The organism is Tenuibacillus multivorans (assembly GCF_900103915.1).
In the GTDB taxonomy this organism is placed as follows: Bacteria; Bacillota; Bacilli; order Bacillales; family Alkalibacillaceae; genus Tenuibacillus; species Tenuibacillus multivorans.
This window is the reverse complement of sequence record NZ_FNIG01000001.1, coordinates 470,465-491,006: the sequence shown is the minus strand read 5'-3', so window position 1 is coordinate 491,006 and position 20,542 is coordinate 470,465. Positions and strand designations below refer to the sequence as shown.

Here is a 20,542-nt window from a genome sequence, read left to right as displayed (position 1 = left end):
AAAATCGGACGGCTATCCGCCGTTATAACTTGTCTATCCGCCAAAATTAAGCAACTATCCGCCGCAATCGAAGGGTGATCCGCCAAGTTTAGACTTCTATCCGCTAAGTAGATGCTGACATACCATCGTCGAACGTCATCCCCAGACCCAAGCATCCAATCCACCAAATCCCGGCAACCCTTCCGCCAACATAAGGGTGTAATCCGCCAAAATGCATAACTTCCCCCCATTCAACACAAAAAACGCAGGATTATTCCTGCGTTTTTTCCTTAATCTCATTAACTAAGTTGTGATAGATCACGTTGTCGGACATTTGTAGGAGCTCGCGAACTTTCTGGGCGTCATCGGCGCATTGTTCGACTGGGAGTTCTTGCTTTTCCTCCACGTTATAGCATGTGCCGTTTTCGATCTTGCCGTCGAGTGAGGCGTCGTAATAGATGGCGCCTTTTTTATATGAGCCGTACCGGAATGGGACGAGGTGGTCTTCCATATCAAAGACGTTGTTCCCAAAGTGAACGGGTGGCTCTTCTTTCCCCATTAAGTGCATAATCGTTGGCGCGATGTCAATCATGCCGACGCTGTGATCGAAGCTCTGGCCTTGGTTTTCCATGCCTGGCACGCGGATGATGAGTGGTACTTTGTGTTTAACGTTCATGAGTGAAATCGGGTCATCATCGAGTCCGAGTGCTTGGGCGTGTTCGGCGGTGAATTCGACGCCGCTGTCATGGTCGCCGTATAGGACGAGTATCGTGTTTTCCCAGAGTCCTTCTGCTTTCATTTTTTCGACTAGTTGGCCGACTGCGTAATCAACGTAATGCGTCGAGTGTAAATAGTTCGCAAATATCGTGCCGCCGAATGGGTCGGTGTTCAGGTCATAGTATTTCGACGGTATGTGCGTATACGGGTGGTGACTCGTTAGGGCGACGACGAATGAGTAAAATGGTTGCTGATCGACGTTGTCTTCCGTCATTTGTAGGAACACGCCTTCGTCACCGAGTGAATCAAACGGACCTGCTGTTTCGCCGGGTTCAAAGTCACCTTGCCCGATGAATTCGTCAAAGCCGTAGTTCGGGTAAACCGTTGAGCGATTCCAGAACGATTTATCGTACGAATGGTAAACCGACGTGCTGTAGCCGTTTTCTTTAAAATATCCCGGCATGCTATCAAACGTATTGGTTGGATAACGCACGTAGACTGAGCCAGTCGGTAATGGGTACAGTGATGTTTGTGTTAAAAATTCGGCATCGGATGTACGGCCCTGCCCGACTTGATGGTAAAAGTTCGTAAAACGATACGAGTCATCGAGTAAGTCGTTGATGTTCGGTGTGATCTCTTTTCCATTAATCGAGTTGCCGACGACGTAATCCTGGAACGATTCGAGCTGAATCATCATGACATTATAGCCCTCGCCAGTGCCAAAGTAATCGGTTTTCTCGGCTAGATCCTGATGATGCTCATCAAACCACGCTAAAATATCATCCTTCTCCCCTGGTTCTAGCTCTGGCGAATTGATAATATTTTCATCGATATATTTTTGTGTTTCGAAAACGTGGAAGCCTAGGTGCCCTGTCACGTTGTAGACCGACACGTTCGACCATGTGTTTTTAAATAAATTCGTGCCGTAATCGTCTACGTAGTTTTGAATCGGTGTGATGGTCATGTAAAGACCGGCGATGAGCCCCACCATAAATAACGCGAGACGCTCTTTCCACGCGATGTATTGCTTCACTTTTTTTACTTTCAAGAAAATGTAGGCCGCTAACACCAGAATGACGTCAAAGAAGTATTTCAAGTCTGACCAATTCATCAGTTCGGTAATACTGCTTGAAATATCGCCCATCTGTGTTGAATGAGCGAGTACTGGTGTTGTGATAAAGTCGCCGAAATAGCGGAAATACACGAGATCCGCATAGACGATAAATGCGCCGATTAGACTGATCAAGAAAAAAGCGAGCAGTCGTCTGACACGTGTGAACAATAAGCCAATTGAGAACAGCAAAATAACTTGTCCCATGTTAACCATGATGCGGTCCGTTGTCATAAAATAAATGCCCGTCTCTTGGGCAAACCAGACCATTTTTATAAATAATAATGAAGCTAAAATCGGAATTTCGATGTGTCTTAGGACGAAGAAACCGATGTTTTTGAGTATGTTCATTGTGTTCAATCCTTTATTTTAGTCTATTCTCCATTATATTATTTCAAATTTTTGTTATCAACTGGAGGCGTGTTAAAGTTTGGTTACAATTTTGCCATTCAGGAAAATATATAAAAACATATTCATTATTATTGTAAATGAATACATTTATTAATATAATAAACTAAAGAATATAGTCAATTACTATTTATATGACTATATTAATTAACCAAACCTGGGTTAACCCTGCATAAATATGGTCATAATAATTGTAAATGAATATGTTTTTTGGAGGCTCAATATGAGAAGATTTGAATATAGCTTACTCAAGCATTTAAGATTACCTATGGAAACGGTTAATTTGATTTCTAAAATTAATGAGTACAAAGGAAAACAGGACTTATATATCCAACAAGCGCCACAAATTCTTAAATCTCTGAAAGACGTGGCAGTCATTCAATCAACCAAAGCTTCAAATGCCATCGAAGGAATCTTCATCACTGATAAACGACTGAAGGGTTTAATGAAACTTAAAACAATCCCTAGCGATCGTTCTGAAGGAGAAATTGCAGGCTACCGAGATGTTTTAAACTTAGTTCATGCATCTCACCAAGCTATTCCGGTTAACACGAATGTTATTTTACAGCTACATAAAGAGTTGCATAACTACATCCCAGCTGAGGGTGGAAAATGGAAACACGCCGACAATGTCATCACTGAAAAATTGCCGAATGGTCAAAAAGTGATTCGATTTCAACCCGTATCTGCTTATGAAACGCCTGATGCGATGGACTCACTATGTAACGAGTTAAACGAAAGAGTAAGTAAGGAAGATGTCGAACCACTTATTTTAATCAGTGTTTTTATTTTGGACTTTTTATCTGTCCACCCATTTAATGATGGTAATGGTAGAATGGCCCGTATCCTAACATTATTACTTTTATATAAACACCAATTTGAAGTTGGCCGATATATAAGTTTAGAAAAAGTCATAGAAGACACCAAAGAAGGCTATTACGAGACATTACGTCAATCATCACAAGGTTGGCATGAAGGCAAAAATGACATATTCCCTTGGGTTAATTATATCTTAAGTACAATCGTTGCTGCTTATAAGGAACTAGAATCTAGAGTAGGATTCGTCCAAACAGGAAAAGGAAATAAAGCTGCTAGAATCAAGAAATATATCGAGAATAAGATCGGTTTCTTTACAAAAGAGGATATTCGAAAAGCCTGTCCTGATGTGAGTGAGTCTACGATTAATCGAGTCTTGAATGAGCTAAAAGACAAGGGGGTAGTTGAACCTACAGGATTAGGTAGGGGTGCGAAGTGGAAAAAAATACAATAGTTTTAGCTGTCAGGTAGCTAAAGATGGTCCCGATTTTGATTCGGGCCATTTTTTTAATGTCATCTATGGAAGTTTTTCTATACACTTTAAGGTTGATTAAAGGTATTATTGGATTAAACTATAAGAAAAACTAAGGCTTTCACCATTAATATTTGTGATAAGTCAAATTTTTCTATATTGTCCCCACGCAGATTTTGTCGTAATATTAAAGATGGTATTCTATTACATTTTAGGGGAATCATCATGCTATTTAATTCATTTGAGTTTATCTTTGTGTTTCTACCGGTGATGTTCATTGGTTACTATATATTTAATAGATTTAACTTTACGTTGGCTAAAATTTGGCTACTTTGTGGGTCGCTATTTTTCTACAGCTGGTGGAATCCGATTTACTTGCCGCTTCTATTGTCTTCGATTCTCGTAAACTTTTTGATCGGGATATGGATTTCGAAAACGGGCTATAAAAAATCGGTGCTTACGCTGGGGATTATGTTTAACGTATCCCTACTTGGGTTCTTTAAGTACTACGACTTTTTAATAGAAAACGTCAACTTTGCTTTTGGCGCGAATTTTAGTATATTACATTTGGTCTTACCGCTTGCGATTAGCTTTTTTACGTTCCAGCAGATTGCGTATTTGGTTGATTCGTATCGTGGGACGACGAAGGAGCGCAATCTATTAAACTATGCGCTATTTGTGTCATTTTTCCCGCAGCTGATTGCAGGGCCAATCGTGCATCATAGTATTGTCATGCCGCAGTATATGGACCGTAGTAATCGCAAGCTTAATCCGGAAAATATCGCGAAGGGCTTGTTTATCTTTTCTATCGGTCTGTTTAAAAAGGTTGGGATTGCAGATACGTTTGCGGTTTGGGCGAATCAAGGTTTTAGCTCAGCGGCATCGCTGACGTTTTTTGACGGCTGGGTGACGTCGCTAGCCTACACGTTCCAGCTTTATTTTGATTTTAGTGGGTATACCGATATGGCGATTGGGGCGGCGTTGCTGTTTAACATTCGCTTGCCGATCAACTTTAATTCGCCGTATAAGGCGGTCAGTATTCAAGATTTCTGGCGGCGCTGGCATATTACGTTAACGAATTTTTTAACGAAATATATTTATGTTCCACTCGGCGGAAGTCGCGTTCGGGCGTCGCGCATTTACGGCAATATTTTAATCATTTTCTTTATTAGTGGTCTGTGGCACGGTGCCGGCTGGACGTTTGTCGTCTGGGGGGTGCTGCATGGGCTTGCGAGTGTGATTCACCGGGCGTGGAATCGCATGGGCTTTCGTTTGAATAAAGTGATCGCGTGGTTCGTGACGTTTCAGTTCGTCAATGCGACGTGGGTCTTATTCCGTGCGCCTGATTTTACAGCGGCGACGCAAGTTCTTTCTGCCATGGTCGGTTTAAATGGTGTTCAAGTTCCGAGCATTGTGAACGCTCACCTGGGGCTTGGTTTGTCAGAGGAATGGCTTTATACGTTTACGTTGACCGAGGATCTGTCGACGACGATGCTTTATTTAATCGGAGCGTTTCTCATTGCGATTTTATGGAAAAATTCAAACCAGTTAACCGAAAACTTAAGGCCGACACCGCTTCATGCGTTGTTTGCGGCTGGACTGTTTATATATGCAGCCCTTCAGTTACAGCAGGTTTCTGAGTTTCTTTACTTTAATTTCTAAGGGTGATTGATGATGATGTCTTTTAAATTTTTCATCGCGACATTTATGATAACTGGAAGCGTGGCGCTTGGGTCATTCGCAGGCTTCAATTATTTTGTTGATCCGATGTGGACGTTTGATCATGAGCATGAGTATAACGACGTTCAGACGGTGATTGATGAGCGCCAGCAAAAAGTAAACCATATTTATTATTCTGATTTTGATTATGATACATTGCTCGTCGGCAGTAGCCGCTCGACTTATATTAATCAGCATGCTTTTTCCGGTATGGATGTATATAATTTTTCGGCTAGTGATTTGTCGTTCAAGGAATATCCAAGCATCATCAATTTTGCGAAGTCGGAAAATGAACGTGACTTTGAGCGGATTGTGATCGGCGTTGACTTTTTTAAAAGTGCCGTTTCGCAGAGCTCAGAGGATATGAACTTGGATGAGTATATTACGACGGTGGAAGAACCGTTTTATCGCTGGAAAATGTTATTGTCTGAAGATGTGTATGACTATGCGAAGAAAAACTATCGCCTGTCGAACGAGGATGAGATCGTTGAATTGCGCAATTATAATCGCGATAATGTTGCGTCAGCTAAAGATTTCCCTGAGGATGTGAAGCAACAGCAAACGAAGGATAAAATTGCGAAGTTCAAAAGTCAGTTTTACGGCGATGAATTTGAATACAATCCGGAATTTAAAGACGTGATGCAGGTAGTTGAGTCGAGCAATCCTGAGTCTGAGGTGGTTGTGTTTACAACACCGATTTCCGCTGAACTTTTCTCGGCATTAGTTGAGGAAGGAAACTTGGATGAGTATGAGACATGGCTCCGGGATATGGTCGCGGTACATGGTGAGATCTACAACTTTATGTACCCGAATTCTGTTACGAAGGACATGTCGAATTATTTTGACGGACACCACTTCTACCCGCATGTCGGTGACTTGATTGCTGAGCGGATCAGTAAAGGTGAGGATGCTACGGGCGTTCCGGAAGACTTTGGCGTGCTAGTGACCGAGGAAAATATTAATGAGCATATTGCTTGGATTGAGTCGTTGGTTGAGTAGATTTTACACGCGAATATATGTTCTATTTTTGCTTGTTTAGTTGGAAAAATCATGTATAATAAAGACAAGCAGTATTCCGTTTGAGCAAAGTAGTGGTTGTAACCTTGTCTATTCGTCTTTCTTAGGCGAGAGAGGGGGTGAATCCTCGATATGTAAAAGACTTGGGTGCAACGACTTTCATGATTTTGTCTCCTTTGTGTTGTTGTAGTAGGTCAAAAAGTACTTTTTCAGAATATTAAAATGATGTTGTTCGTGAATACCTAACAAATGTATGCTCTGTATCAGGTTCGGATTATGAGCCACTGGATCTGGATAATAGATTTGCCCCGCTAAATCCTGATCGATATCACTCAGCTTGGTTTCAAGTTTTTCAGTTTCAACCTCAAGTAAATCTTGAATGTCGCTAAATGTATATTTCCTCTCTAAATTTGATGGAGGTTTTAATAGAAACGGTGCATTCATCGGTTTTCTTTTCTTATGTTGATATTCTTCATAGATATTATGTATGTCGGTTTTGTAAGGCTTCTTTCGCCGTAGGTAGGCGACCGGAAGCATAGCCGGTACATAAACTCTTGAAAATCGCCGGAATAACCTCACCATTAAAATGAGATGATATAAGGTTTCGGCAGTTGACCATTTATCTGGCATTGGTCGTTGCCACGGGTTTTCAATATTAAATTCGTGATAAAAATGTTCTCGCTGCTCTTTTAAGTTTTTAAAATGGCGATCCATGTCTCCACTCTTCATGGATTCACCTCCTATTGTTCTATCAACATATTTATCATCATTCTATCATAATACCGTTGAATGAGCTGTTTTATCCTAATACTGATGAGCGAAACTTGGACAATCATGACGCTTACGATAAGTCTCGATTAACTATCGATGTTTGTGGATTTGATGGCCACGAGTTTGGATTTTCTCCCTTCTAGTTTGGATTCCCATCCTCTGAGTCTGGATTTTCTCCCTTCCAGTCTGGATTCCCTACCCCCTAGTCTGGATTCTTATTCTGGTGAATTTACACTAAAAAACCACGTGAATTCACGTGGTTTAGTTAAGCCGCCACTCTTTCTTCCCCTCGCTTCATTTGCTGTGGTGGTAGTTTTCCAAACACGATCCAATAGTGTGGTAGGAACTTGTGCGTTAACCGGACTGCCAACCAGCTTAGAACTGTGATCGAAATAAATACTCCGATTTGTAGTGCATGATAGACGTACGGGTTTCCTGGACTTAGCGTTATTCGGATCGCTAGTAAGATCAATGGGTGCAGGATATAGATACCGAACGATGTCGCGCCGATTTCCATAAAGAACATTTTTGTGCGTGGGCCAAATTTTTTCTCTGCAAGGTGCGCGAGATAGAATACAACGAGTCCTGCAAGTAAAGCATAGGTCGCCCACGTGAAAGTACCAAAGTATTTCGTGATGAATGCCGGAAGCGCCTCGTAAACGGGTCCCCACTGATTAATTCGAGCGAGGTACATATAACCCGTATATAAAACGAGCATAGCACCGAATGAGGTGAATATTATATTCATGATTTTTCCGCGATAGGACGCGTTTCTCATTTTTTCCCTAATCGAATCGTAATAGATTCCGAGATAGGCGCCGATAAAGTAAAATGAGAAATACGAAAATGAAATCGAGCCGGTATCCGAAATACCAAAGTAATTTCGGTTTAACACGACCCACAGCCATTGTAAGGCAAGGCCAATCCAGATTAAGTTTTTTCTAAGGAATGTCGATTTTTTAAACAGAATCATAAGGATTGGGAACATGATATAGAGCTGCACGCTAATAAACACAAAATATAAGTGCGTGTGTGCATCCCCCTTGGCCAGCTGTGTCAGAAATTTTTCTGCGGCGAATGCTAGACTTGGGTAATCGTAATAGATATACCATTTGACGCCAAAGTATATCGCGGAAAACAAGATATACGGAACTAATATATATTTTAACCGTTTAACGTAAAATCGCTTAATTAATGATCCATTCGTTTCACGCAGGTAGTAATTATAAAATAAAACAAAACTACTCAGCATGATAAAGGTCGGCGTCCCTAACTTTCCAGCGGTATTCAAAAAGGTGTACAACGGGTATAGGGTTGAATCAGGTTGTAAAACCGTGACACCATTTGAGGTCGAATGGACAATTATGACAGCGAAAATCGCAAACGCTCGAGCTAACTGGATCTCATCTAGATTCCTGCGATGATTTTGTTGCATCGACTCACCCTCGCTATTTAAAATTAATTCGTCCACAACCTCATCATATTCTATTTTTAAGTTTTATTGGGTTAAGTTTTCGTTAAGAATACATGACAGTGTTTTAACGTGCCTGCATATGGTCGCTGAGTACATTGCGCAAGCGGTAAATCTCTTCATTCGATACGACGTAATACCAGACGCCGCCCATCATACGACCGCTTCCTTCAATCATCTCTTTCGTTTGGTTATTTCGCGTTCCCCGGTAATCGAAGAACAGTCGGCGCAAGGTTTCCATTTCAACATTCGTCTGCGCGTTTTCGCCCGCTGCATCTAAAATTGGGTTGACTTTGGTAAATGATTCGACGGATACAGCTTTATCGATGAACGCATCAATCACTTTTTGCTGACGATCATTACGTCCAAGGTCACCGCGCGGGTCTTCTTTTCTAATACGCGTATAAACAAGGGCCTCTTCCCCATTTAACGATAGTTCACCTTTTGGAAAATCGTATTGATTACGTGTGAGGTGGATATCATTTTGCACGGTAATACCGCCCATCGCATCCACCACATCGACGAGTCCTTCCATGTTAATTTTTGCGTAGTAGTGAATCGTCGTATCAAGTAAGTTTTCAACTGTTTTGACGGAAAGATCTGACCCACCAAAAGCATAAGCGTGATTAATTTTATCCATACCAACCCCCGGGATTTCAACATACGTATCGCGCGGGATGTTAAACTTCAGCATTTCATTCGTATGCGGGTTGAGCGACAAGAGCATCATCGTATCCGAACGCCCTTTATCTCCCTCGCGCTCATCAACCCCGAGAAGTAACACGTTAATCGATTCCTTACTCTCGAGCGCGGTCTCCTGTTCACGCGAGGCGTCCGATTCGAGCGGCGTATACATCGCCTCGACCGTGTCGCCCACTTTCATATATAAATAAGTCGCAAACGCTATTAATCCAGCTAGTAGAATAGCCGAAATGGTTAATATGATTTTTCGTTTATTCTTTTTTTCCTTGCGACGTTCGATTCTTGAAGTCATAGCCATGTTCCTTTCGATAGAATAATAGCCTCACTTAACATTATATACCTTGGACCGTTGGGATAGAATTAAAGAGAGATTAAAATTTGGTGAGAAAACTGGATTTGGGTAAAAAGCTCTCGGTATTGGGGAATCAGGCCATCTCATTGGGTGAAAACCTCTCGTCATTGGGGAATTAGCTCGCCTCTTTGGGTAAAAACCTCTCATCATTGGGGAATTAGCTCGCCTCTTTGGGTAAAAACCTCTTGTCAATGGGGAATTAGCTCTCCTCTTTGGGTAAAAACCTCTCGTCATTGGGGAATTAGCTCGCCTCTTTGGGCGAAAAACTCCCGGCATTGGGGAATTAGTGCGCCTCTTTGGGCGAAAAACTCCCAACATTGGGGACTTATCTACCCTCATTGGGTGAAAAACGCTCACCATTTGGGGATTCAGCCCCACTGATAAGGCATTTAATGATGTTCGTTTCCGGCAACAGCCGGAAACGTTCCATATAAAAAAGCACCCGGATTAAAACAGGCGCTATAGTGCTAACTTTTCTATATATTGTTTTTTATTATATTCTAGTAAATAATTGAAATCCTTTTGTAAATCAAAATTTAAGATATAAACTGTCTGTCTACCTTTTCCAACCTGTTTATGAGCTATTTGTTGTAGCAAATATTTAGCGACATAACGTGATTCAATCCCCAGCCATTCCCTCGCCTTTTTGTTCGTAATTTCCGGTCCAAATATTAGAAAATACTCTTTTAAGGCTCGAATATGAGCATATTTATCCGTATGATGACAGCCGAGACATCGCCACTTATGTTTTTCTCGGACCATACCAATGCGATCACAATTCGGACAAGTCACACCTGGCATGAAGTCATTCATCTTTAGGTTGTAATTTTTTAATAAGGATTTATTAAAAAGACGTGTGTCATCTAAAATCTTGTTGATTAACTCATAGCGGTCATTCAGTACGGGATGATTGGTGTACTTTTTACTAATCTCCTCGTATTTTTGGTTAAGTTTGTAACCATAGATAATGCGCGAGTCGAGCTTCCCATTCTCCGGCCTTTTGACAACAACATTTTGATTTGTAAATACGGCCAAAATCTCAATCGGGATGTCATAGCCGTTGTTTTTTAGCCACATATCTAATAGCTGTGCTTGTTTTTCAGCCTGGAGGATGGGATCTTGATAAGTTTTTTCTCCTCTTCGCCCCTGTTGAACCATAACACCAAGCTCATGGTCTATTGTCACGACATCCCTATGATTTTTCACCTCGGTAATAAGCAAAAATTTATCATTCACAAGTAAGGCATCGATTTCGAAAAATCTACCGTAAATGTTTAGATAGATATTTTGAACCGGCTCAAAATTTTTGTTCACAATAGAATTGATGTAGTATGCAATTGATTTCTCGCCATAATAACCAGAGATGGATTTAGCGATATCGGCTTCGATCTTTTGAATGGATTTGTGATTAGAAGGCAAATGGATTTGATAAGCAATGATTTTCAATAATGTGGATGGAATCTTTTGTGTTTGAAACATTTTATCACCTACTTATGGATGGCTTTTGTACGGGGCCAAGATTAGAGAAGCGTAAGGAGATAATTTGTCAAACGACAAGCCGATATATGGTAATGCTAACCTTCCCCCAGTTAGTTTACCTGAAATCCTCAACCACCAGTGTGCTTCATCTAACCTTGACAATTTAGTTATAGCAAGTCTAAATGGGTTTGTAAAACATAGGAAAATCGCATTTTCTCTAGGAGGAAATTGAATTTTCTAGCCAAAATTTCATCGTTTTTCATATATAGGCGAGAAAATTAAAAAACACCATATTTTAAAAAAGTTTATATTTTTTTGTGAGTTGATTGTTCATTGGGGATTTAGCGCGCTTCATTGGGTAAAGCCTCTCATCTATGGGGATTCAGCTCACCTCATTGGGCAAAAATCGCTCATCTATGGGGATTCAGCTCACCTCATTGGGCGAAAAACACACGTCCATGGGGAATCAGCACGTCCCATTGGGCGAAAACCTCTCGTCTATGGGGATTCAGCTCGCCTCATCGGGCAAAAATCGCTCCTCAATGGGGATTCAGCTCACCTCATTGGGCGAAAAACACACGTCCATGGGGAATCAGCACGTCCCATTGGGCGAAAACCTCTCGTCTATGGGGATTCAGCTCACCTCATTGGGCAAAAACACACGTCCATGGGGAATCAGCTCACCTCATTGGGCAAAAATCGCTCGTCTATGGGGATTCAGCCCACCTCATCGGGCGAAAAACACACGTCCATGGGGAATCAGCACGTCCCATTGGGCGAAAACCTCTCGTCTATGGAGATTCAGCTCGCCTCATCGGGCAAAAATCGCTCCTCAATGGGGATTCATGCACCCAGCCCAAAAAAACAAAAAATCAGGCTCCCGCCACAAGCGGGAGCCTTCCTTCTTCAACCTTCTATGATTTTCTTAAAATTTTTCTTGATAGGTCGTCAAACAGTGTGTAGACAACAGGGATTAAGACTAAGGTGATCAGCATTGAGAACATTAAACCGAAGATGATGACCACGGCTAATGGTTGCTGCGCTTCGCCACCTTGCCCGAGTCCTAATGACAATGGAATCATACCTAACACGGTCGTTAGGGATGTCATTAAAATCGGACGCAGTCTGTTTCCACCAGCTTCGAGAATTGCTTCAAAACGCTCCGTGCCTTTTCGTCGTAAAATATTGATATAGTCGACGAGCACGATAGCGTTGTTGACGACAATTCCGGCGAGCATAATCACCCCAATGAACGCTGGAATCGATAACGGTAGTCCCGTGACGAATAGTCCGAGAATCACCCCGATCACCATCGTTGGTAATGAGAACATGATGATGAATGGGTGTAAGAAGTTTTCAAACTGAACCGCCATGACTGCGTACACGAGGAAAATCGAGAACACTAACGCTAAGGCTAGGTCGCCGAATGCCTCCATCATGTCTTCTGCCTGACCACCGATGGAATAGCTATAGCCTTCAGGGAATTCCATACCGCTTAATCGATCCTCAATATCGGTCATGACACTTCCTAAATCACGTCCGACTAGCCCACTCGAGACGACAACTTGGCGCTGCTGATTACTGCGGGTTAACGTCACTGGTCCTCTCACTTGTTCGAGTGACGCGACTGTTTCTAAACGGATTTGTTCGCCCGTTGGTGTCATGATCTTCAAGTTTTCGATTTCTTCAATGGTATCACGTTCTTCTTTTGGTGTTAAAACACGTACGTCTAACTCGTTGCCACCGGTTCTAAATTGCGTGGCGATTTGTCCGTTTAATTGAGAGCTCACCTGTCCCATCACTTGCTGATAGGTCATGCCAAATTCAGCGGCCGCTTCTCGGTCGACGACAATTTGCATTTCAGGTCGGCCTTCATCAGTTGATGAGCCTGCGTTATGCACACCTTCGACATCACTGATCACGGTCACGACTTGGTCTGCAATTTGCGATAAAACATCGTGATCCGGGCCTTGCAGTTGAATCTGGACTGGGTCACCAGTGCTAATGCCTGCGCCAAGGACATTGACCGAAATATCAGCTCCGGCGATGTCTTGAACTTGTGAATCCCATTTTTGCATGACATCTTCTGTCGTTAAATCGCGCTCATCCTGTGGTACGAGCTGGATCATATACGAAGCGGTGTTGGCGGTCATGCCCATTCCCATCGATCCACCGCCACCAACGGATACGTAGCTCGATTCAATGACATCTTCATCTTTTTCCATAATCGTATTGACTCGGTCAACCACATCAGATGTTGTTTCGAGATTGGTGCCTGATGGTGTTGTGACCGTAATCTCGATTTGGCCTTGGTCCGCTTCAGGAATAAACGCTAGGCCGAGTCGCGGAATTAGAGCCAAGCTACTCGCGATCACGATGAATGTTACAAGTATCGTTGTTTTTCTAAACCTTAGTGCGCCACGAAGTAGCCCTTGATAAACGCGAATCACACCATCTAATAAGCGGTCAAACCAATAGCGACGTCCGTTCCCGGCGCTTAATTTTTTCAGCATCTTAGATGACAGCATCGGGATTATCGTTAAGGATGCTGCGAGTGATGCGATTAGAGCAAACGCTACAGTAATCGCAAGCGGTGTAAAAATTTCTGATGCGATGCCTTCGACGAACACGATTGGTAAGAACACGACTAACGTGGTCGTCGTTGAGGCAATGACGGCTGGTGCAATCTCGGATGCCCCTTCTTTTGCCGCTTCAATCATCGAATAACCCCGCTCACGATACGTGACGATGTGCTCGAGTATGACGATGGCGCTGTCGACCATCATACCAATCCCGAGCGCGAGTCCGCCCATCGTTAGGACGTTCACCGTTTCACCGGTAAAATACATAAGCGTAAACGTAGTAATTACTGCAATCGGAATCGATAAACTGATAACGAGTGTCGCACGGAAGCTTTTTAGGAATAAAAGTAAGACTAATACTGCAAATAAAGCCCCAAGTAATAGGTTTTGTACGACAGAGTCAATCGACATGCGAATAAACTGTGACGTATCAAAAACCGTATTAAGTTTTACGCCTTCTGGTAAATTCTCGCGCACATCCTCCATGGCGCTATGAATTTCATCGGAAACGGCGACCGTATTGCCATCGGTCTTTTTCAAAATGTTCATGACGACGGATTCTTCACCGTTTACGAGAGACAAACCTGTTTGTTCAGTCTCTGCACGTTCAACGGTTGCGACGTCGTTCAAACGAATAAATTCGTTCTGCGGTGTTTGAATCAACGTTTGGCGGATTTCATCTAAGGAATCATATTCGCCCAAAATACGAATTTGGAGTTCCTGTGTTCCGCGTGAGACGACGCCACCTGATATGGATTGATTCGCACTTTGAATTGACTGCATGATTTGTTGCGATGACAATCCAAACTGATTTAGGCGCTGCTGATCGAGGACGACACGAACTTCTTCGCTCACACCACCCTCAATCGAGACAGAGCCGACACCCGGCTGTCGCTCGAATAACGGTTGAATATCGTTTTCGGCTACATTTTGCAACGTTGCTTTATCCGCTCCAGTTAACCCGACCCACATGACGGGCATTTGTTGCGGGTCAAAGCGTAGAACACTAGGTTCGTTAGCGCCGGTCGGTAAAAAGCCTTTAATCTGATCGACGCTTTCCCTGACATTGAGCAGCGCATTATCTAAATTCGTATCGGTTGAAAACATCATGATGACGAGTGAACTTCCAGGCTGTGATTGAGCCTGAATCGTTTCGACCCCTTCAATCGTTGCAACCGATGATTCAATCGGTTTCGTGACGAGCTCTTCTACTTCCTGCGGGGCCGCTCCCTCGTAGGAAGTCGCCACCACCGCAATCGGCAGGTCTATATCTGGATATAAGTCGACGGATAAATTACGGAATGATACGAACCCTAGCGCCAAAATAGCTAGGATGATCATCGTGACGCCGACGGGACGTTTGATGGATGTTTCGATGAGGCGCATTATTCATCCCCCTCAACGACGCGGACTTCTTGCCCATCTGAGAGTGTTAATTGTCCTCGAATGACGACATCTTGACCTTCTTCGAGAGATCCGTCATCGATTGCTTTGATCGCCGTATTTTCAGACTGCATCGCGACAACTTCAATTGGAACTTCAACGACTTGACCTTCTTCAACTTTAAAAATCACGCGTTCCCCACCGCGATCAACCACAGCTTCTGTTGGTACGGTCAACGTATCCTCAGCAATTACTTTTTCTAAGGAAACTTGAGCCGTAACGCCTGCGAGAATGTTTTGATCCGGGTTTTCAATTTCAGCTTCGATAGCAAACATCCCCGTTTCGCCTGCAGAGTCAGCGACGTGCGTAATCGTCGCCGTTCCACTTTCATTTAATTGGGATACGGTAAACTCTAGTTCATCGTCAACAGCAAATGAGTCCACTTCATTTGCTGGGACGTTAAAGTTTAATTTTAATGGGTCAATCGCAACGACGAGGGCAGCTGGATTTTCGTTTGTAATCGGGCGGCCTTCCACCATGTTGAGCTGCTGAATTTGACCGTCCATTGGAGCTTCGAGTTCTGTTCTACCATACTGTGGACTAAGAATCTCGGCTAATACGTCACCTTCTTCTACCGTGTCACCACGTTCGACGTTTAATGCATCGACTTCCCCTGCAAACTGTGGCATAACGGGCATCTGATCACTCGGCATCGTTCGCCCAATAAGTGAACGTTCTTCCGTGAAATCGGTTAAAGCAACTGATGTCACCTGAACGGGTGTTTCAGTTGTTTGATTTTCTGTTTCATCGTCATTTGTTTCTTGATTACAAGCGACTAATGTCATCATAGCTACTAATAAGAGCACTATTACTTTTTTCATTTGCCTTCACTCCATTGCTTTTCAAGTTTATCAATTTCATCATGCAACGCATCAAACTTTTTAAGCTGTTCAAACATGGATTCTAAAATGATGCGCTGCGGTTTATCCTTCTGAAATTCCGCTTCAATCACGTCAAGTGCTTCAAGCGCTTTTGCTTGATTGTCATTCACAAAGCTATAAATAAGCTGCCGGATTTTATTAAACTTTAAAGCTTCCTCTTTAAACAATTGTGGCAGCCGCTTAATCGACGGTTGATCTTGACTTTGGATTAACCCATGGCACACATGATCTAACCGGTTCATCATAAATTCCGGTAAATATTCAAGATCCAGCATTTCTTCATCGACGACAATACAGTTTGAATAGCTATGTAGCATCCCATCTAATAAAATGGCTGCGTCGTACTGATACGGTATAATCGCCTCACCATAAATCTCCAGGACATTTTCCTTCGCCCATTCAAAATTTTGCTGCCGCATCCGGAGCATAAACGTCTCGACGTCCTTTCCTAACGGCACCTGATCACGCAGGAACATCATAATCAGTGGCTTATTGTCTTTTAGTAGTTGGAATAAAATGCTGATTTGATTTGTGAGTGCTTCCCTCGGATTTTGAGCTTCACCCCTCGCCTCACTCATTTTTTCCATGATCATGACGAAATAATAATCATAGATGGAGACGATTAAATCCTCTTTCGATTGAAAATAATTATAAAACGAACCCTTTGCGACATTGACTTTATCGACAATCTCTTGAACGGATGTCGCATGAAAGCCTTTTTCAGCAAAAAGCTCGATACTGCTTTCTATTATAAGTTTTTCTTTTTTATTCATTAAACTCACCTTTTTAATGGAATGACCAGTCAGTCATTACCCACTATACTTTATTTTTATAGTGCTTACAATATAGTGAGTTTATCCAATTATGAACTTTTTTTGAATATGGATTCATAGAGTGTGGCGATGATTGCTCAATGTGGGGGTTGATTCCCCATTGAGGGGTGGTTTTTACCCAATGTAGGGTGATGTTTCCCCATTGAGGAGTGGTTTTTACCCATTGAGGCGTGATTTTTCCCCATTGAGGAGGGATTTTTACCCATTGAGAGGCATTGATTCCCCATTGATGGGAGGTTTTTCCCCATTGAGAGGCATTGATTCCCCATTGATGGGAGGTTTTTCCCCATTGAGGGGCGCTGATTCCCCATTGACGGAAATCTTTTCCCCAATGAGGGATGCTGATTCCCCATTGACGGGAGGTTTTTACACATTGAGAGGGGATGATTCCCCAATGATAAGAGGTTAAAGATCGCATAGCGGTCTATACATAAAAATCAGCAGCCCCAGCTTAATAGGCTAGGGCTGTTGTTACGAAATGTATTGGTCTTTAAGAAAGTGGCCAAAGACGTGGCCGGCAAGCATGATTTGATTTTGCGTACGATTTAAAGGTAAATCAACTAGATAGGTATCGTTGTTGTAAAATACAAGCTTCGTCTGGTTTTTCGAATCCTTGATTTGTTCATATGCCTTGATATGACAGTAAGCTATCCACTCGCAGTCCGGGTCGCGAAATTTTTTGGTGGGCATAAAAATAATCCCTTTACTCGGGTCAATCGGAATCGGGATCATCACCTTCTTTTTGGTTACAATTTCGACGGCACGTTTTCTCCCATCCATCGTTGCTCCGCCCTGGCGAATACAGGATGAGTCAATGATGTTGAGGGGCGTTTTTTTACATAAGAGAATTTGGTCTTTTTCACGGATTTTGGTTTGATAAATGGGATCATAGTTTGGTTCAATAACCATCGTTTGATTGCTAATAAAATAATCATCAACTTTCACAATCTCTCCCATAAGTGTCCTCCTAAATAATCTCTCATTTCAAATCTATACATAATTTTACAATATTTTAAAATTATTTGAATATAATTTCATCATAAAATGGTTCTTAAGATGAACTTTTGGGAAAATGTTCTAGTTCTTTGGCTCTATATGGTTCATGAAAATGAATTTTTGTCGATGTATTAAGAAAGGGCTTAGTGAGGTGATTTACATGGATGTAGCTGCTGCTTCAGTTGTGATGAGTCAGGCGCAGCTTAAACAGCAAGTGGGGGTCAGCATGATGGGCCATGCCAAAGACCAAATGGCGGTTCAACAGCAAGGCTTAGAAAAGTTGATTGAATCTGCTGATGTGAATGTTGACCATCCAACCTTAGGCAATCACCTTGATGTGAAGGCCTAAAAAAATGAAGCTTTCGTCTTTGGACGAAAGCTTCTTTTATGTTTTTTATTCTTCATCTTCGTTCTGGTTTCCACCATTATTGTTTTGATTTCCCTGATCCATTTCATCTTGCATTTGATCATCTTCACCGCCGCCATTATTGCCGCCGGTGCCTCCGTTACCACCATTACCACCATTGCCACCGTTACCGCCATTATCGCCGGTACCACCGTTATCAGTACCGCCACCATCTTGCTCTTCGTTATTTTGATCTGGCTCTTGTTCGTCAGTGGCACAGGCACCTAGTGTTCCTAAAACTAAAATAGCTGTCATCATTAATTTAATTAGTTTCATTTTTGAACCTCCTAATGTTGTATTCCTCTCGGTACTATTGTTACCATTTTTTGAAGTTTTATCATGACATTTGTAAAAATTTTATTATTCGTTTTTAATGTTATTTTTCTTTTTTTCAGACCGTAAATATCCCATAGAAGCGGCAAAGGCTGATGCCCGTTTTGGTACGCCTTCTTTCATTAGCTCCTTTGTTACCTTATTTATTTTATCTCCTGGATTATTATTATTCTTCATAAAAAAACCTCCTCAATATTAGTATTTTAGAGGTTGTTAATATCATTCCTTGCAAAAAATGGCTAGTAAAATAAAAAAACTTGCCGCACGCTGCGACAAGTTCATTATTTTTCTTCATTTGGATCGACAACTGCAAACATAATTTCTGCTTCGCAAGCAAGGTCACCATCAACGGTTGCGACAGCTTTTCCTTTTCCAATTGGTCCTTTTAACCGAATGATTTCAACCTCAAGCTTGAGGCGGTCACCTGGTTTTACCTGACGTTTAAAACGACATTTATCGATACCGGTAAACATCCCTAGCTTACCTTGGTTCTCTTCTTTTTGTAAAATGGCAACGGCACCAACCTGGGCTAAGGCTTCCACGATTAAAACGCCTGGCATGACCATGTATTCCGGAAAATGGCCTTGAAAGAATGGTTCATTGGCCGTGATATTTTTATAACCGACAGCGCGCTTACCTTCTTCTAGCTCTTCGACTTGATCGACGAGTAAAAACGGATAACGATGAGGGATAATCGATTTAATCTGTTCGATATCTAACATGGTTTTCCTCCTTATGTAGCTACTTTCCACGCATATATTCCAACATACCTTGCCAAAAGTCTAAGTCCAAAACGGTATTCGGGTCTTCACCTTCACCGATACCAGCATAGCCAAATGAAAGTCCACCAAAAAAGGCAGCCATACATATGAGGATGATGAGAATGACTCTTAGCCATACCGGAATATAACGAATCCGGCCTCTAATTCGGCCTAGTTTTCCTTCTCGTTTTTTGCGCCGTTCTTTTTGCTTTTGACGCTTGGCTTGCCGACGCTTAGTCGGTAGGTTGGTGGTTTCGGCTTTTTTCGGCTTTAATTCACCTTTATTAAAAACTCTTGTATCGTTATTTTGATCTTCTGAAGTCATGTGGTAAACCTCAATTCTATGAAACGTTTTAACTGTAATAGCTTAAGAGCGCATACTTCCGATTAAGCCCATCATTTGATCACCCATTGAAATCGAACGAGCATTAAAGGAGTATGCCCGTTGCGCTTCTATTAGGTCTGTAAATTCTTTCGCCATATCGACGTTGGACGACTCAAGAGCACCAGGATGGAGGTTTGCCGCTTGAGGCGCGATGTCATTGACAAAGTCGGCGATCGGCACACCAAGCTCAGCTTCATCTAAGCGATACGTGTTCGCACCAACAGCTTCTAGAGTACGTGTCCGTTCGATATCCACGACTTGAAGTGTCGCTTCTGTTTCCGTTTGGTCACCACGTGTAACACGGACATCTCCGTTTTCGTTCAATCCAATATCATCAAAGCCACCATCGATCAAAATTGGACCGTCCTGCCCTTGAACTGGTACACCTTGGTTTGTCGTTAACATGACTTGCTCGTTGTCATTCACTGGCTGTAAATAAAAATTCCCTGCGCGTGTATAGCGTAATTCACTTTCACCATTTTCTAAAGGGGCATTAACGACGAAGAAACGATTGGCATCTTGAATGGCAATATCTAACGCGCGATCAGTTTGCTGGAGCGTCCCGACGTCAAGGTTCATACTCGTATGAGCCATTCTTGCACCAGAGCCGACACGAATTCCCTCCGGTGTCAGACGTGGTGATTCCGCATCTCCCCCAGCCATATTATCAATCTGTTGGAAAAGCAATGACGAAAACTGTGCTTGTTTTGATTTGTAGCCATATGTATCTGTATTCGCTAGGTTGTTCGACGTTAAGTCAATCCGCTGTTGTAGCTGCCCCATCGTCGTTGCAGCATTTAACATGTTACGCATAGGTTTGCGCCCCCTTTATTTTTTTAATGCAAAGTTCAGCCGTTTTGGAACATTTTTAAGCACTTATGAGAACTCTTCATGTATTTTTGAGAAAT

General features: G+C 42.4%; 19 protein-coding genes. 4 read left to right on the top strand and 15 right to left on the bottom strand.

Features of this window, described 5'->3' with window-relative positions; all coding sequences use genetic code 11:
- Nucleotides 1-250: 250 nt before the first annotated feature.
- Nucleotides 251-2,158 carry an LTA synthase family protein gene (locus BLP77_RS02505; RefSeq protein ID WP_093855516.1) on the bottom strand — a complete coding sequence of 636 codons (1,908 nt, stop codon included), beginning with the start codon at nucleotides 2,156-2,158 and terminating at the stop codon, nucleotides 251-253.
- 280 nt (nucleotides 2,159-2,438) lie between these two features.
- Between BLP77_RS02505 and BLP77_RS02500 the strand changes: the two genes are divergently transcribed.
- The 3 genes from BLP77_RS02500 (at nucleotide 2,439) to BLP77_RS02490 (ending at nucleotide 6,221) form a co-directional block, all read left to right on the top strand.
- Complete coding sequence (locus BLP77_RS02500) at nucleotides 2,439-3,485, top strand: Fic family protein (RefSeq protein ID WP_093855515.1); 1,047 nt, start codon at nucleotides 2,439-2,441, stop codon at nucleotides 3,483-3,485.
- 243 nt (nucleotides 3,486-3,728) lie between these two features.
- Complete coding sequence (locus BLP77_RS02495) at nucleotides 3,729-5,165, top strand: MBOAT family O-acyltransferase (protein WP_093855514.1); 1,437 nt, start codon at nucleotides 3,729-3,731, stop codon at nucleotides 5,163-5,165.
- A gap of 12 nt (nucleotides 5,166-5,177) precedes the next feature.
- Entirely contained in the window at nucleotides 5,178-6,221 is a 1,044-nt protein-coding gene (locus BLP77_RS02490; RefSeq protein ID WP_093855513.1) for a hypothetical protein, read from the top strand.
- Nucleotides 6,222-6,398: 177 nt separating this feature from the next.
- Here the strand turns inward: BLP77_RS02490 and BLP77_RS02485 are convergent, their stop codons facing one another.
- The 9 genes from BLP77_RS02485 to BLP77_RS02440 form a co-directional block, all read right to left on the bottom strand.
- On the bottom strand, nucleotides 6,399-6,968 hold the full coding sequence (locus BLP77_RS02485) for a DinB family protein (RefSeq protein WP_245686784.1): 570 nt from the start codon (nucleotides 6,966-6,968) through the stop codon (nucleotides 6,399-6,401).
- Nucleotides 6,969-7,275: 307 nt separating this feature from the next.
- Nucleotides 7,276-8,445 carry an acyltransferase gene (locus BLP77_RS02480; protein ID WP_093855512.1) on the bottom strand — a complete coding sequence of 390 codons (1,170 nt, stop codon included), beginning with the start codon at nucleotides 8,443-8,445 and terminating at the stop codon, nucleotides 7,276-7,278.
- A 103-nt stretch (nucleotides 8,446-8,548) separates the two neighbouring features.
- Nucleotides 8,549-9,475: an LCP family glycopolymer transferase gene (locus BLP77_RS02475; protein ID WP_093855511.1), complete on the bottom strand. Its 927-nt coding sequence runs from the start codon at nucleotides 9,473-9,475 to the stop codon at nucleotides 8,549-8,551.
- 519 nt (nucleotides 9,476-9,994) lie between these two features.
- Nucleotides 9,995-11,014: a nuclease-related domain-containing protein gene (locus tag BLP77_RS02470; RefSeq protein ID WP_093855510.1), complete on the bottom strand. Its 1,020-nt coding sequence runs from the start codon at nucleotides 11,012-11,014 to the stop codon at nucleotides 9,995-9,997.
- A gap of 914 nt (nucleotides 11,015-11,928) precedes the next feature.
- A complete protein-coding gene (locus BLP77_RS02460; protein WP_093855508.1) occupies nucleotides 11,929-14,982 on the bottom strand; it encodes an efflux RND transporter permease subunit in 3,054 nt (1,017 codons plus the stop codon).
- Complete coding sequence (locus BLP77_RS02455) at nucleotides 14,982-15,860, bottom strand: efflux RND transporter periplasmic adaptor subunit (protein WP_093855507.1); 879 nt, start codon at nucleotides 15,858-15,860, stop codon at nucleotides 14,982-14,984. Before BLP77_RS02455 ends, BLP77_RS02460 begins: the two co-directional genes overlap by 1 nt.
- Nucleotides 15,857-16,693 carry a TetR/AcrR family transcriptional regulator gene (locus BLP77_RS02450; RefSeq protein ID WP_093855506.1) on the bottom strand — a complete coding sequence of 279 codons (837 nt, stop codon included), beginning with the start codon at nucleotides 16,691-16,693 and terminating at the stop codon, nucleotides 15,857-15,859. Before BLP77_RS02450 ends, BLP77_RS02455 begins: the two co-directional genes overlap by 4 nt.
- Before the next feature lie 43 nt (nucleotides 16,694-16,736).
- The gene (locus tag BLP77_RS02445) at nucleotides 16,737-17,171 is read right to left on the bottom strand and encodes a hypothetical protein (RefSeq protein WP_093855505.1); all 435 of its coding nucleotides are present in this window, start codon (nucleotides 17,169-17,171) and stop codon (nucleotides 16,737-16,739) included.
- 53 nt (nucleotides 17,172-17,224) lie between these two features.
- Nucleotides 17,225-17,710 (bottom strand): competence protein ComK, encoded by a 486-nt coding sequence (locus BLP77_RS02440; protein WP_093855504.1) that lies wholly within the window; start codon nucleotides 17,708-17,710, stop codon nucleotides 17,225-17,227.
- A gap of 199 nt (nucleotides 17,711-17,909) precedes the next feature.
- Here BLP77_RS02440 and BLP77_RS02435 point away from each other — a divergent pair, with 199 nt between their 5' ends.
- Nucleotides 17,910-18,098 carry a YjfB family protein gene (locus tag BLP77_RS02435; RefSeq protein WP_186807126.1) on the top strand — a complete coding sequence of 63 codons (189 nt, stop codon included), beginning with the start codon at nucleotides 17,910-17,912 and terminating at the stop codon, nucleotides 18,096-18,098.
- A 45-nt stretch (nucleotides 18,099-18,143) separates the two neighbouring features.
- Here the strand turns inward: BLP77_RS02435 and BLP77_RS15575 are convergent, their stop codons facing one another.
- The 5 genes from BLP77_RS15575 to BLP77_RS02420 all read right to left on the bottom strand — a co-directional run bounded on the left by BLP77_RS15575 (nucleotide 18,144) and on the right by BLP77_RS02420 (nucleotide 20,447).
- A complete protein-coding gene (locus tag BLP77_RS15575) occupies nucleotides 18,144-18,431 on the bottom strand; it encodes a hypothetical protein (protein ID WP_143001386.1) in 288 nt (95 codons plus the stop codon).
- 84 nt (nucleotides 18,432-18,515) lie between these two features.
- Nucleotides 18,516-18,665, bottom strand: coding sequence for a hypothetical protein (locus BLP77_RS15745; RefSeq protein ID WP_176752934.1), 150 nt, complete (start codon nucleotides 18,663-18,665; stop codon nucleotides 18,516-18,518).
- A gap of 104 nt (nucleotides 18,666-18,769) precedes the next feature.
- Nucleotides 18,770-19,210: a 3-hydroxyacyl-ACP dehydratase FabZ gene (fabZ, locus tag BLP77_RS02430; RefSeq protein ID WP_093855502.1), complete on the bottom strand. Its 441-nt coding sequence runs from the start codon at nucleotides 19,208-19,210 to the stop codon at nucleotides 18,770-18,772.
- Between the two features lie 19 nt (nucleotides 19,211-19,229).
- Complete coding sequence (locus tag BLP77_RS02425) at nucleotides 19,230-19,574, bottom strand: DNA-directed RNA polymerase subunit beta (RefSeq protein WP_093855501.1); 345 nt, start codon at nucleotides 19,572-19,574, stop codon at nucleotides 19,230-19,232.
- 42 nt (nucleotides 19,575-19,616) lie between these two features.
- A complete protein-coding gene (locus tag BLP77_RS02420; RefSeq protein WP_093855500.1) occupies nucleotides 19,617-20,447 on the bottom strand; it encodes a flagellar hook-basal body protein in 831 nt (276 codons plus the stop codon).
- Between the last annotated feature and the right edge of the window lie 95 nt (nucleotides 20,448-20,542).